Origin of the sequence: Specibacter cremeus, from assembly GCF_003946885.1 — a bacterium.
GTDB classification, from domain to species: domain Bacteria; phylum Actinomycetota; class Actinomycetes; order Actinomycetales; family Micrococcaceae; genus Specibacter; species Specibacter cremeus.
Window position 1 is genome coordinate 15,786 of sequence record NZ_RWKQ01000056.1, and the last position, 13,435, is coordinate 29,220.

Sequence of the window (13,435 nt, forward strand, 5' to 3'; positions counted from 1 at the left end):
TACGCGCCCAAATCCACCTGCAGCCCGAGCCCACGCTCCAGCGCGCCGTCCAGGTGGTCATGCCGCGAGACTACCCGCTCCACGCCCTCGCCAGCGCCGCATCCGCATCGGCGACGTCGAACGCCGTGGCGTCCAGGCCCTCGGTCCGCACCAACTCGGCCCACCCCCACACGCCTCCGCAGTCCTCCTCCGGCCCCGCGCCGCGACCGGCCGTGCAGCGCGGAAGCCGGCCGCCGTCGTCGTCCATTGCCCGTTCCATCGTGAGCGTGTGCTCCCAACTGTCGCCAAAGTCGTACGTGTAGGCGATCCTGTCCTTCGCGGCCCCGAACACCTGCCACAGGGCCACGGCCGCCTCATCCACCGCGTCGTCGACGAAGGCGGACGGGCGCCGCGGCGCGAACCGGGTGTCGCCGGCCCGGAATTCGTGCAGGTGCTCATCCTCCCAGCCGAACACCGCCTGGATGACACGGTGCAATTCGTCCAACCGCATGTCCGCCGGCACCAGCACGCGGCGCCAGATCGGCGGGGTGGCGCCGTTGAGGCCGATCTTCAGTTGGAAGCACGACGCCGTCACGCCCCCGGGTGCACGGGCGGCGGTCGGTCGCGGGGCGGCTCCTGTGGTGTCGAGGTCGAAGGCGTCGGCGACGCATCGCGCCAGCACCGGCGGCACGCGATAGTGCTCCGTGATCTCGACCAGCCCCAGCGCGGCCAGTTCCGCCAGCCGGCGCTGGACGTCCACCATCATCGACTCGACCATGGGCCGGATCTCCTCCGGCATGTGCTCCGGCGTCCCCTGCACGTTGTCGACTGCCAGCGGCTCCGGTGAAGTGCCCTGGGCCAGGGCTGTGATGACGAGCACGGCCACCTCCGCGACCCAGGCATCGTCCTCCGCGTCCCCCAACACGCTCTCGGCCAGGAAACCGGTGACGAAGTCCTCCAACGGATCCATCGCACCGGACAGGAAGGTGGCGCCCACCAGCGTCACGGTGACACGGGTGGCCGTGATGCTGATCAGGCCCGCAGCGTCCAGCGCCGCCCAGATCCGCCGCAGCGCCGGCACGTCGGCCATCGATTTCACCTGGGGGACGTCCGACGCCTCCATGCCGGGCAGCGTGTCGTCCTGCTTTGGCGCCGCCGCCATCCCGCGCACCGCCACGCCCACGCATGCTGCGGCCGCATGGATGTCCTTGCGCCGCAGCACACCGGTGGACGTGACCTCCTTGCCGGGGCCGATCCACTCCAGCAGCGCCCGGGCCTGCCCGACGACGGGCAGGGCGGTGAACACCGCGGCCGCCTCGGCGTCGTCCACCACCGTGAGGTGGACGGTGGGAAGGGCGGTGTCGTCCGGCTGATCGACCTCGAACAGGTCCAGGACTGCATCGAACTCGTCCGCGTCGCCGGTCCAGCGGTCTGTGTCGCCGAGGAACTCAATGTAGGTCAAGATGCTGTCGAGGGTCATGTCGGCGATGAGCTCGTTCAGGCCTTGAGGCATCAGCTCGTCCATCACCGCATCGACGGCGTCCGCCTCGAACGCGGTGATCCCCGACGCGCCGGTCATCTCGCAGTACCGCCCGGCGAACTCCTTGATGACGTCCAGATAGGTGAGGGCCATGAGTGCGGCGTCGGGTTCGCCCTCGTCAAACCAGTGGACAAAATCCGGTGTGAGCGCGTCCACGGCGCGTGCGGCGCGAGTCCGGGTCAGGGACGTCGAATGGGTTGTGTGCTTGCGCTTGCTCTTCTTCGCCGCCATGGGTGCCTTCCGTCCTCGATTCCCGATCAACGCTACCGGGTGCTGTCAGCGCATGCGACAGTTCTGCGCCGCGTCAGGACCATCATTCGGCTCTGCGAGACCGCACACCGGCTACGCTGTGGCGATTCGAATCAGCGGTCCATGATCATCCGTCATGTCCGCGTGCCGCAACGCGTTGAGGTACTCCGATCGAGCCGTGGCGGGATCCGTGTACGTCTTGAATCCCCACGTGAACGTATCCGCCGGCAACCCGACCGACCGCGCGAATTGCTCCGTGAAGATCCGCGCATGCCGGCCGTTCCCGTTTGGAAATGCGTGAATGGCCGTGAGTGAACGATGCAGCCGTGCGCCGATTTCCAGCTGGCCCATTGAAGCGTTATCGACCTGCCACAGTGCGTTGCCAAGGACGACTTCGAGTTGGCCCGGGATCTCGGCGGGGTCCACACCGATGTTGGTTTCGCGATTCCGGTATGTACCGGCCCATGTCCAAACGTCGGCGAACATCGTGGCGTGAATCCGTCGGAGGGTCGCCTGCGACAACAGACCTGCAGGGTCGAAGGTCTGCCGTTCCAGCCAGGCGAGTGCCTTCCCGATATTCTGGGCCTCGGCCTCATTGAGTTGGGCCAATGTTTCAATTCGGCCGTAGCGCGGCGTCAGGAATTCATACGCGTCAGGGTCCACGGCCGTTTGGCCATACCGCGTCGTGTGCACCGTGGCGCCGTTGTTCGCGAGGCGACGCCTCGGACCGCCGTCCCGGGTCACGCTTCGAGGAGGAGCCGCGCGAAGGCCCGGTCTTCGAGCCTGGCCCTTGCCTCATCCGTCAGCGCCTGCGACTCCAGCGCCATGGTCCACGCGATCTTGGCCGCATCCTCATGGGCCCTGGACCTGATCGCCGCCAAGTCATGGTCAGGGATCTTGTCGATCACAAACGTGACTCTCATCTTGCCCATGGCCTCCAGCGCCTTGTCGACGCTATTGATCTTGGCCGTGCCTCGCTCCTCGTTGATCTCCAAGGTCGACACCGAGGTGGTGCCCACACCCAGCCTCCGTGCCAGCTGTTCCTGCGTCCACCCAAGCGTCCTCCGGGCGCTTCGTATCAATGACATGACGACCCCGTCCATAGCCCTCTAGTACTTGAATACTAATTCACTCCGGCTTGGACCGCACGCCGCCTTACGCGCTCAAATCCACCTGCAGCCCGAGCCCACGCTCCAGCGCGCCGTCGTACAGCAGGCGCCCGATCGCCAGGTCCAACAGGCCGATGCCCACGGAGTTGAACAGCGTGATGTCGTCGTCGGAGACCCGTCCGGGCGCCACGCCGGCCACCACCTCGCCGAGCTCCGCCACGACATCGGAGAGCGCCAACGCGCCCTCGCGGACCGGGATCAGCAGGTCGCCGGACTTCTCCACGGCCGTGGCCCGGCTGTCCACGAAGACCCGCGAGCGCACCATCCCCTCGGTGTCGATCTCCCGGTGGTCCGGGCGGGGCCGGGAACCCACGGCGTTGATGTGCTGCCCCTCCCGGAACCACGCGCCCCGAACCACGGGCGTCGTGGCCGGGGTCAGCGTGCACACCACGTCCGAAGCGGCGAAAACCTTCTCAACGCTGGAGGCCACGGTGACGGACAGCCCGTAGTGGGCGATCGACGAACGGAACGCGTCCGTCGTCGTCCGCGACCGCGACCAAACCACTACGGATTCCAGCGGCAGCACGGCCAGTATCGCCTCGACATGGGCGACGGCGAGGGCCCCGGCCCCCACCAGGCCCAGCACGCGGCTGTCCGGCCGGGCCAGGTGCCTGCTGGCCACGGCGCTGGCCGCGGCCGTGCGCACCCGGGTGGGCACGCGCCCGTCCAGGATGGCCAGCGTCTCCCCGGTGGTCTGCGACGCGAGCAGGATCGTCGAGCGCTGGGTGGGCAGACCGGCGTCGCGGTTGGCGGGAATGTCCGCCAGCAGCTTCACGGAGGCCAGCTGCTGCGCGTCGGCCAGCGCCGTCATGGGCAGGAATCGTGCGTCGGACCCGGGCAGGTGCAGCGACGTCGGGGCGGGCTGGTGCGCGGTGCCGCGCGCAATGTCACCGAAGGCGAGTTCGACGGCGGCAATCGTGGCCTTCATGTCCGCGAGGGCGGCGAGGTCGGAGGCGGAAAGGATCAGGGTCATGTCGGGGTTCCTTGGGAAGCGAAGGCGGGAAAGGTCGGCGGGAAGAGCTCGTCGGCGCCGCGGCGCAACGTGTCGCGTTCGGAGTAGGCCGCCCGCATGCGGGCGAACAGTGCCTGGGCCCGAGCACGCAGCGCGGCCAGGTCGACGCCCGGCACCTCGCCGTCGCGCACCACCATCCGGCCGGCCACCACCGAGTGCGTGACGGACCGGGCGGTGCCGTTGAGCAGGAGCGTCCGCACCGGGTCGTCGAGCACCCCGTCGCGGAAGTCGGCCAGCGAGAACGCCACCAGGTCCGCCTGGGCGCCTGCTTCCAGCCTGCCGAGGTCGGCGCGGTGCAGCGCCCGGGCGCCACCCAGCGTGGCGGCCTCGAAGTACCGTTCGGCGGGGGCGGCGTCGGCCGTGCCGTCCACGATCTTGGCCAGGTGCACGCCGACGTCCATGCCCCGCACCAGGTCCGGCGGGAACGAGTCCGTGCCCAGGCACAGGTTCACCCCGGCGGCCAGGTACGTGCCGAAGGAGTGCAGGGCGCTGCCGTACCGGAAGGAGGTCTGCGGGCAGTGGATGATGGACACCCCGGCGGCGGCCAGCGTGGCCAGGTCGCCGTGGTCGGCGCCGTCCACGGCCGGGTTGCGGTCGATGATGAGCCCGTGCGGCACCAGCAGGTTGTCGCCGAGCAGTCCCGTCCGCTCCAGCAGTTGCAGCGGCGGCACACCGAACCGTTCCCGGACAAGGCGGCGCTCCAGCAGCCCCTGCAACGCGTGCAGGCGCACCATCACGTTGCGCGAGCGCGCGGCGGAAGCCGTGGCCACCATGAGCTCCTCGCTCAGGGTCTCGATCCGGCACGGCAGCAATGCGCCGGTGACCAGTGGATCGGCCAGGTCCGCGGTGTAGTCGAGGAACCGGAGGGCGTCCGCCAGGCCGGCCCGCCCCCGTTCCTCGTCGAACGCGACCGCGCGTTCGCCGTCGGGCCGGACGATGTTCACGCCGGACCGGTACGCCGGGCCCAGGTAGGCCCGCAGCCCGAGGCGGCGGGAGGTCTCCGTCATGCCGACGAGCTCGTCGTAGCCCTCCGCCCACGCGCTGTGCACCTCCGACGCGATCGGCATGTAGGTCGTGATGCCGTGCAGCGCCAGCTGCACAAGGGCGTACTCGCGCACCACCTGGCGCTCCTCGGGCGTGAACACGTCCCGGCGCCGGCGCTCGAAATAGTCCTCGGACCATTGGAGGCCGCCCGCCCGGTCGGCGGGCGCCCAGGAGTCAAGGACGAGGTGGTCTATGTCGGTGAGCGCGTCCAGGTCGATCAGCCCGGGCGTGATGAGCGAGGCGCCCAGCTCCAGGGTCTCGTCAAAGGACCCGTCACGGGCCGGGCCGACGTACACGATCGAATCGTCCTCATACACCACCTGGCCACCGGCAATCAGCACGTGACGGCCGTTCTCGTGGCCAAGCACATGGTCGGCGCGGATACATGTGCGCACGGGACCTCCTGAAGATCAAGCGCCGCCCGACGTGGCCGCGCCCTACCACCATAGCGCATTTGGTATTCCAAGTCTCGAGATGCCCGGTACTCCACCACGCCCCCGGCCGCGCCAACAAGGTGCACAACACTGCACCTGGGCAATCTTTCCAAAGTGATGTACATCTCCTCAATCCTTGGGTACTCTCATTTTGGTATACAAGATCGACAAGGACAGTGAGTTCCATGGCCAACACCACCCGAACACGGCGCGACGCCCACACTCCCCGGATCACGCGTGGCCACTGGGCTACCGTCATCCTGCTATCCGTGGCCGTCGCCGTCGTCTCCGTGCTCATCGGCACGGTGAAAATCCAACTGGGCCCGGCCGCCGTCGTGCTCTTCCCCATCATCTGGGCCGTCGTCATCGGCGCCATCCTGGGCACCCAGCGGCTGCGTCCCATCTCCCCCGCGGCCCGGTCGGTGGCCACGTTGCTGCTGGAGATCGGCATCATCGTGTTCCTGGCCCGGCTGGGCACGCAGATCGGCCCGACACTGGCCCACCTCGGGGGCGTCGGCCCGGCCATCGTGTTGCAGGAGGCGGGCCACATCTTCGGCACCGTGATCATCGCCCTGCCCGTCGCCGTCGCCCTGGGCCTGGGGCGGGTGGCCATCGGCGCCACGTGGTCGATCGACCGGGAATCCTTCCTGGCCTACGCCATCCAGCGCTTCGGCGTCCGCTCCCCCGAATACCGCGGCGTGTTCTCCGTCTGGCTGCTCGGCAGCCTGTTCGGCGCCGTGTTCATCTCCCTGCTCGCCGGCTTCCTCGGCGGCCTGTCGATCTTCGACCCGCGCGCCCTGGCCCTGGGGCTTGGGCTCGGCTCGGCGTCGATGATGCTGGGCGGCGCCGGCGCCCTGTCCCTGCTCTACCCCCACCAGGCCGGGGAGATCATGGCGCTGGCGGCGCTGTCCAACCTGGTCACGAACATCGTGGGCTTCTACGCCGGCGTGTTCCTGTCGCTGCCACTGTGCCGCCGCCTGTACACGTTCTGGAGCCGGTTGTTCGGCAGGGACGACGACGGCCGCCGGGTTCGGCGCTTGCCTCGCCCGGGTCCCGTGGCGACGACACAGGATGCCGTTGCCGCGCCAGACGTGCCGCAGGCCATCGAGGACCCGAAGGTGCCCCTCTCGTGGCGGACGCAGCTGCTCGCCTACGGCGTCGTGGGGGCGACCGGCCTGCTGATGAACGTCCTGGGCACCAAGGCGTTCAGGCCGTCCGACGTTGTCGGCATGCTGATCCTGCTGCTGCTCACGGCCCTCTCCTTCCGGCTGGCGAAGTGGCTGCCCTCGGTCCCGTCGAGCGTCTGGGTGCTGGGCGTCGCCACCGTCCTCTCCGCCCCGTTCCTGCCCACGTCCGCATTGTTCGCATCCCTGACCGGCCATCTGGACGTCATCCTGCTCGGGGTGCCCACGCTGGCGCTCATCGGCTTGACCGTGGGGCGCGACATCCCGGCGTTGAAGTCGCTCAGCTGGAAGGTGGTCATCGTGGCCCTCATCACGTACAGCGCGTCGTTCATCGCCGCCGCGGCGCTGGGCCAGACCGTCCTGCACCTGTAGCGGGGCCGGGAGACGGGGCCACTGCTCCGAAAGTTTCTGCGCACCGTACGACCCCGTACGGTGCGCAGGGGCCGCGCGGATTACAGGTTGTTGTACACGTCGCGGCGGTGCGCGATATCGACGATGAGGACAAGTACCTGGTCGTCGTCGATGACGGTCAGGATGCGGTAGCCACCGACCCGGTAGCGCCAGAATTCCTCGTTCACCAACTTCTTCCCGAGCTGGCGCGGATTCTCCAGCCGAGCCAGCTTCTGCTCCAAGAACGCGCGGATGCGCCTGGCTGCCACGGCATCGAGCTTCTTGACCTGTTTGGCAGCCTTGGGTGTGAAGCGGATCGCGTGGCTCACGCCGGCCAGTCGATGTCGTCAAGGTCCACGGCGGCATCGTTCGACTGCGTGAACTCGGCCAAGGCGTCCTTGGCGATGAAGTAGTCCTCGTACTCGTCAAGATACTGGATAATCGCCTCCGTGGCATAGAACGTCTTGGAACGTCCCGTCGCCACGGCCAGACGTTCGAGGCGATCCTTCGTTTCGTCGTCCAAGCGGATGTTGAATTGCGGCATCGTGAACCAGCCTTCCGGTCTATACGATTATAGCAATCACGAGTCTGGAACGCCCGGGGTGGTCGTCACGACCGCATGCACCGTCGTGCGCACTGTTCGCCCCGTAGGTTGCGTCGCAGGGCCAACTGCGCAACCTACTGCCTCCTATCCTGCGCAGAATGGCAAGACCTGCCCGGGACGATAAAATGGAGGGCCGTGCCCCACCCGGCAACCCACGGACCCGTACCCGCACCGCCCCAAGAGCAAGGACCCCCATGCGCCCCACCGCCGCGAACGCCGTCGCCAAATGGCACGCGCAGAAGCAGTGGCGCCTCTCCCCCGCGTGGCGGCTCCTATCCGCCGCACCCTGGACGGTCGCGTTCCTGCGCGCCGAGTTCACGGCGGCAAACTCCAGGATCCCGCTCGAGGAGTTCCACGCCGATCTGGCCGCGTTCATCAAGGAGCTGCGCTTCGAGAACCTGAATCTCAACGACGCGTGGCAGGCCTCCAACTACGCCGATTCCTGGGTGCGCAACCAGTTCCTGGCCCGCCCCATGGTGGACGGCCGGTTCGTGTACGAGCCCACCGCCGCCACGGCCCGGGTGCTGACCTTCGTCGACTCCGAGACGTCCACCACCACGAACCTCAACAGCTCACGCCTGCACAGCCTCCTTCAGGGCATCGAGACGCTGACCTACCAGACGGACCCGAACCCGGAGAGCCGCATCGCCCAGTTGCAGGCGGAGATCGCGGAACGACGATCGGAGATCGAGCAACTGCGAACAACGGACAACCCGGCCGTCCTCTCCACGGATTCCGCCGTCGCCGCCGCCCGCAGCATCCTCGACCTGGCCGCCAGCCTGCCGGCCGATTTCAAGCGCATGCGCGACGGCGTGGCGGACATGCTGCACACCATCCGCGCCGAAATCATGGAATCCTCGGTCACGAAGGGCGTCGCCGTCGGCCAGGTCCTCGAGGGTGACCGCGCGCTGCGCAACACCGCCGAGGGCGAGACGTTCCAGGGCTTCACCGAATTCCTGAACGACCCCACCCGGCAGGCCCGCTTCCGCCAATCCGTCAACGAGCTGCTCGAACGCGAGTTCATCGACCAGCTGACCCCCGAGGAACGCGGCACCCTCGTCACCCTGGTGCGCGAGATGCGCCGCCAGGCCGGGGAGGTCCACGCCGTCTACGGCCGCCTGTCCGAGAACCTGCACGCCTACGTCCAGTCCGACGAGTTCCGCGAATCCGTCCAACTCCGCAAAGCCATCCACGCCGCCGCGCAGGCCGTCGCCACGTCCCGGGCACTGCGCCCCCGAACCCCCGTCGTCGCACCCCTCCTCTACGCGCCCGCCTTCGAAACGCTCGCGCAGCTGGGCCTGTTCAACCCCGCCGACCACGTCCCGCCGCCGCCGTTGGAGGCCCCGCCGGCGCTCAGCGACGCCGACATCCACCGCACGCCCAGCACGCCCGCGCCGGACATGCCCGCCCTGCACGCCGCCGTCGACCGCGCCCGCGCCGGCCGCAACGGCCGCGCCACGCTCGCCGACGTCTTCACCGACCTGCCGGCGGAGCTGCGCCACCTCAACTCCATCCGCGGTCTCATCCTCGCCGCCCGGCACAGCGGCGCGGCCGTCGACGACGCCGCGCTGCAGCCCGTCCACTTCACCCAGATCGACGGCTCGACGCGCACCGCGCACGTCCCGTTGATCACCTTCACAAAGGACTCCCGCCATGACTGAGACGAAGTACGACGACGGCCCCTCGCCTTTGGGCGCGCCGGTCACCGACGCCTACCGCGGGGAACGGGCGCTGTTCGCCGGGGACACGGGGCAGTTCTCCTTGGAGATCCGCCAGGCGCTGGTACGGCTGCTGCGCGGACCGTACGTGGACGGCACGGTCGACGCCCGCGTGTGGACGGTCATCCTGGACCACCGCGCGGCGCTGCAACGCCACCTGAGCGAGATCTTCCTGCTGCTGACGGTCGACGCGGAGCGGAAGATCGCGCTGCTGACCCCGGCCGAGGTCGAGGCCACGCACACGCAGCCGATCACGGCCCGCAAGCCGCTGCGCCGCGAGGAGACGCTGCTGGCACTGCGGCTGCGCATGGCCCTGGACCGGCACGCCGGAACCGGAACGGACGCCACCGTCACGCGGTCCGGGGCGCGCGAGATCCTGGCCGAGCACCGCCAACCCGGCGCACACGACGACTTGCGGCTCGAGGAGCAGACCGATGCGGCGCTGGCCCGGCTGCTGGCGTTGAAGCTGCTGTTGCCCACCGATGTGGCGCACGAGTACCGGGTCTCCAACGCCCTGGCGCTGGCCCTGCCGTTCGACTCGATCGACGCCATCCCGGCGTACCTGGCGGCGATCGACAATGACATTGCAGACAGCGGCGGAGAGCCGGAGCTGGCGAATGCGGACGGCGACGCGGATTCCTCCTTGGACGACGGAGCGGACGCGTAGATGAGCATCGCCATGACCCTGCCCATGGGCGGGGAACTGAATCCCGGCCAGTACCGGCTCCGCCAGATCCAGGTCATCAATTGGGGCACGTTCCATGGCCGCCACGCCATGTACGTGGACCGGGCCGGGACGCTGCTCACCGGCCACCCGGGCGTGGGCAAGTCGACGCTTTTCGACGGGATCGCGCACATCTTCCACGCCCTGCCGCGGCTGAACGAGTCCGCGCACGAGGCGTCCAACCGCAAGGACCGCCGCACCACGTTCAGCTACATGCGCGGGCGCAAGATCAAGACGGCCAACGGCACCACGTACCAGCGGCCCAGCGCCACCTGGTCGGCGGTCGGGCTTGTGTACGAGGACGGGCTGGGCCGCAACGTGACCATCGCGGCGCTGTTCGACCTGCCGGCGAACGGGCTCGAGGGGCAGGTCGGCAAGCACTACGTGATCAGCGCCAAGCCGCTGGACACGGAGGCGCTGGAGGGCCACGGCAGCCGCCGCTTCTCGCCGTCGTCGCTGCAGGCCGCGCTGCCCGGCGCCGAGGCGTACGACGTGCACAAGACGTTCGCCGAACGGTTCCGCCGCCGGCTGGGTATCGACAACGACAAGGCGTTCGGCCTGCTGCGCACGCTGCAGAACGGCAAGGGCCTGGACAAGGGCGTCAACCGGTTTTTCCGCTACGAGGTGCTGGACATCCCGTCGACGATCGCGGCGGCGAAGTCGGCGGTGGAGGACTTCAGCCACCTGCGCGGCATCTACCGCCAGCTCGAGGACGCCCGCGGCCAGCGTGACGCCCTGGCCCAGGTGCCCGAACAGCACGAGCAATACCGGGACCTCAAGGAAACCCTTCACAACACGACCGTGCTAAAAACGGCGCAGCTGCCGCTCATCCGGCAGAAGTTCCAGGCCGAGCTGCTGGCGGCCAAGTGCGTGGCCCTGCAGGAACGCCAGGCCGGGAAGCGGGCCGAGATCGCCGCGGGCACACGGGCCAAGGACGTCCTGGCGGAGACGGTCGCGCGGCTCGACGTGCAGCACCACGACCACGGCGGCCGGGCCATCGAGGCGCTGGAGAAGGACATCCGCACCGCGCGCCGGGAGCTGGAGGGCCGCCGGCGGGTCGAGGCCGCCGCACGCGACGACCTCGCCGCGGCTGGGCTCGCGCACGACTGGGCGCCCGACGGGCTGGCGGCCGCGCGCCTGGCCGCGGCAGCCGCCGTCGAGCATCAACGCACCGAGGCGGACGCGGCGCGCACCCGCGAATACGAGGCCGTGGCCGCGAGCATCAACACGAAGGCCACGGAGCGGAAGCTGCGCGCGGAGATCGCGTCGTACGCCCGGCGCGGCAGCAACATCGACGGGCGCAGCGCCGCGGCACGGCGGCAGATCTGCGCGGCGACCGGGATCGCACCGGCGGACATGCCGTTCGCCGGCGAGCTCGTGGACATCGCCGCCGAGCATGCGGCGTGGCGGCCGGCCGTGGAGAAGGCGCTGCGCACGCTGGCCACGACGCTGCTGGTCCGGGACGCGGACATCCGCGCCGTCACGCGGGCGATCGACGGACTGGACGGGCACGGGCGGCTGCGCTGGGTCAACATCGGCGTGCAGCCGGGCCCGGCCGAACCGCAGCCTGACGATCTGGTCACGAAGCTGGAGTTCCAGAATTCCGACGCCGGCGCCTGGCTGCGTGCCAAGGTCACCCGGGATTTCGCGTTCCGGTGCGTGGAATCGGACGCCGGGCTGCACGGGGCGGACCGGGCCATCTCGCTGGCCGGCACCATGAAGGTCAATGCGAACACGTTCGAGCGAGACACGCGGACGGTGAACCCGGGCGATTACCTGCTGGGCTTCACGAACGCGGACAAGATCGCCCAGCTGGAGGCGGAGGCCGACCGGATCGCCGCGGAGCACGCGGCCGCGACGACGCTGGCCGACGAGCGCAGCCGCGCGAAGGATGCCGTCGCCGGCCGGCTCGACGCGTTGCGGCGCGTGGCCCGGGACGAGCGGACGTTCGAGGAGCTGGACAGCGCGGCGCCGGCCGCGACCCTCGAGGCGCTGCAGGCCACCTTGCGGGCCACGGTTGAGGGCAGCGCCACGCTGGCGCAGATCCGCGACGGGCTGGCCGAGGCGAAGGCGTCGCTCGAGGCGGCCGTGGGCCGGCTGGCCGTGCTCAACCACGACCTCGCCGCGATCGACCGCGAACTGCACGCCACCCAGACGTCCGCCACGACGACGGCGGAGGCGGCCGCGGCCAACCCGCCCGCGGCGTGGGCGATGGAGGAGTTCACGTCCCTGGCCGCCTCCGAGCCGACGACGCTGGCGGAGCTGGACACGGTGTTCGGCCAGGCCGCGGTGGCGCTCGGTGAGCGGCTGGCGGCGCTGAAGGAGCGGCTGTTCCGTACCGAGGGCGTGCTGTCCGACACGTTCAAGGCGTTCGCGCGCGAGTGGGGGCCGGGCCTGGGCGCGAGCCTGGGCACGGGTGCCGAGGCCGCGGAACAGTATCGGGAGCTGTACGACCAGATCGTGTCCGAGGGCCTGCCGCAGCGCCAAGACGAGTTCCGCGAATACTTCAACAACCGCTCCTACGAGCGGTTCTCCGACCTGCTGGCGCTGCTCGAGGAGGAGCGCCGGGCCATCGAGGAACGCATCCTGCCGCTGAACCAGATCCTCGAGGACGTGCCGTTCGAGAAGGGCAGCCGGCTCAAACTGGAGGTCAGGACCACCGTCCCGGAGGAGGCGCGCGCGTTCCGCACGGAGTTGAAGGACGCGCTCGGCAACGCGTACGCGAAGGCGACCGAGGAGACGATGGCGTCCAGCTACAAGGCGCTGGAGCGCCTGGTCGATTCCCTGAACGACCCGTCGCGCCAGCACTGGGCGGACACCGTGCTGGACGTGCGCCAGCATGTGACGATCAGCTGCAACGAGCACCGCCCCACTGGGGAGATCGAACTGGGGCTGGAGCCGGGCACGCTGTCCGGCGGCGAGGGGCAGCGGTTCACGTCGTTCATCATGGGCGCGGCGCTGGCGTACCAGCTGGGCATCGACGCGCAGGGCTACAGCACCTATGGCACGGTCATGATCGACGAGGCGTTCATCCAGGCGAACTCCGAATACGCCGGCGCCGGCATCAACGCGCTGCAGGAATTCGGCTTCCAGCTGCTGCTCGCCGCCCCCGAGGACAAGGTGGACCTGTCCCGGCACCTGGGCTCGGTCACGGACATCGTCAAGCACCCGCAGGCCAATGTGTCCGGTTTCGTGTCCACGGGCCGGTCGCCGGCCACGAGCACGGACATCATCCTGCGGTAGCCTCCGGTTCAAAGGCCTCCGGCGACGGCTTGGCGTTGTGGGAATGCGTGCCCGTCGTCGAGGCCGTCCGGGGGTCCGGCTGGGGCGCGGTTGAGCACCGAAACCGGGGGAAACGGGTGCTTGAGTGCGCCCTGGTTGGGTTGTG

The 13,435-nt window shown here is 69.4% G+C and carries 11 protein-coding genes; 4 read left to right on the forward strand and 7 right to left on the reverse strand.

Features of this window, described 5'->3' with window-relative positions:
- Nucleotides 1–70: 70 nt before the first annotated feature.
- The 5 genes from EJC77_RS17770 to EJC77_RS17790 form a co-directional block, all read right to left on the reverse strand.
- Nucleotides 71–1,750 carry a plasmid pRiA4b ORF-3 family protein gene (locus EJC77_RS17770; protein WP_125615801.1) on the reverse strand — a complete coding sequence of 560 codons (1,680 nt, stop codon included), beginning with the start codon at nt 1,748–1,750 and terminating at the stop codon, nt 71–73.
- A 111-nt stretch (nt 1,751–1,861) separates the two neighbouring features.
- A complete protein-coding gene (locus tag EJC77_RS17775) occupies nt 1,862–2,512 on the reverse strand; it encodes a mobile mystery protein B (RefSeq protein ID WP_125615804.1) in 651 nt (216 codons plus the stop codon).
- A complete protein-coding gene (locus tag EJC77_RS17780; RefSeq protein WP_125615807.1) occupies nt 2,509–2,871 on the reverse strand; it encodes a helix-turn-helix domain-containing protein in 363 nt (120 codons plus the stop codon). The genes EJC77_RS17775 and EJC77_RS17780 overlap by 4 nt, the downstream gene beginning before the upstream one ends.
- A 52-nt stretch (nt 2,872–2,923) precedes the next feature.
- Complete coding sequence (locus EJC77_RS17785; RefSeq protein ID WP_125615810.1) at nt 2,924–3,910, reverse strand: ornithine cyclodeaminase family protein; 987 nt, start codon at nt 3,908–3,910, stop codon at nt 2,924–2,926.
- On the reverse strand, nt 3,907–5,388 hold the full coding sequence (locus EJC77_RS17790) for a chlorohydrolase family protein (RefSeq protein WP_125615813.1): 1,482 nt from the start codon (nt 5,386–5,388) through the stop codon (nt 3,907–3,909). Before EJC77_RS17790 ends, EJC77_RS17785 begins: the two co-directional genes overlap by 4 nt.
- Before the next feature lie 224 nt (nt 5,389–5,612).
- On the opposite strand from EJC77_RS17790, the gene EJC77_RS17795 reads away from it, so the two are divergent.
- Complete coding sequence (locus tag EJC77_RS17795; protein WP_125615816.1) at nt 5,613–6,983, forward strand: DUF3100 domain-containing protein; 1,371 nt, start codon at nt 5,613–5,615, stop codon at nt 6,981–6,983.
- 80 nt (nt 6,984–7,063) lie between these two features.
- Here the strand turns inward: EJC77_RS17795 and EJC77_RS17800 are convergent, their stop codons facing one another.
- Together EJC77_RS17800 and relB are read right to left on the reverse strand one after the other, a co-directional pair.
- A complete protein-coding gene (locus EJC77_RS17800) occupies nt 7,064–7,330 on the reverse strand; it encodes a type II toxin-antitoxin system RelE family toxin (RefSeq protein ID WP_125615819.1) in 267 nt (88 codons plus the stop codon).
- Nucleotides 7,327–7,545 (reverse strand): type II toxin-antitoxin system RelB family antitoxin, encoded by a 219-nt coding sequence (gene relB / locus EJC77_RS17805; protein WP_125615823.1) that lies wholly within the window; start codon nt 7,543–7,545, stop codon nt 7,327–7,329. Before relB ends, EJC77_RS17800 begins: the two co-directional genes overlap by 4 nt.
- A 254-nt stretch (nt 7,546–7,799) precedes the next feature.
- Between relB and EJC77_RS17810 the strand changes: the two genes are divergently transcribed.
- From EJC77_RS17810 to EJC77_RS17820, 3 genes are read left to right on the forward strand one after another with little or no spacing between them, the layout of a single operon-like run.
- Entirely contained in the window at nt 7,800–9,266 is a 1,467-nt protein-coding gene (locus EJC77_RS17810; protein ID WP_125615826.1) for a DUF3375 domain-containing protein, read from the forward strand.
- Entirely contained in the window at nt 9,259–9,990 is a 732-nt protein-coding gene (locus EJC77_RS17815) for a DUF4194 domain-containing protein (protein WP_125615829.1), read from the forward strand. The genes EJC77_RS17810 and EJC77_RS17815 overlap by 8 nt, the downstream gene beginning before the upstream one ends.
- Nucleotides 9,991–13,290 (forward strand): ATP-binding protein, encoded by a 3,300-nt coding sequence (locus EJC77_RS17820; RefSeq protein WP_125615832.1) that lies wholly within the window; start codon nt 9,991–9,993, stop codon nt 13,288–13,290.
- Nucleotides 13,291–13,435: the final 145 nt, after the last annotated feature.

Bases quoted from the DNA above. Each gene is read 5' to 3' on its own strand.
- relB (WP_125615823.1), bottom strand. From the start codon at position 7,545: ATGCCGCAATTCAACATCCGCTTGGACGACGAAACGAAGGATCGCCTC.
- EJC77_RS17810 (WP_125615826.1), top strand. From the start codon at position 7,800: ATGCGCCCCACCGCCGCGAACGCCGTCGCCAAATGGCACGCGCAGAAG.
- EJC77_RS17780 (WP_125615807.1), bottom strand. From the start codon at position 2,871: ATGGACGGGGTCGTCATGTCATTGATACGAAGCGCCCGGAGGACGCTT.
- EJC77_RS17795 (WP_125615816.1), top strand. From the start codon at position 5,613: ATGGCCAACACCACCCGAACACGGCGCGACGCCCACACTCCCCGGATC.
- EJC77_RS17785 (WP_125615810.1), bottom strand. From the start codon at position 3,910: ATGACCCTGATCCTTTCCGCCTCCGACCTCGCCGCCCTCGCGGACATG.
- EJC77_RS17820 (WP_125615832.1), top strand. From the start codon at position 9,991: ATGAGCATCGCCATGACCCTGCCCATGGGCGGGGAACTGAATCCCGGC.
- EJC77_RS17815 (WP_125615829.1), top strand. From the start codon at position 9,259: ATGACTGAGACGAAGTACGACGACGGCCCCTCGCCTTTGGGCGCGCCG.
- EJC77_RS17770 (WP_125615801.1), bottom strand. From the start codon at position 1,750: ATGGCGGCGAAGAAGAGCAAGCGCAAGCACACAACCCATTCGACGTCC.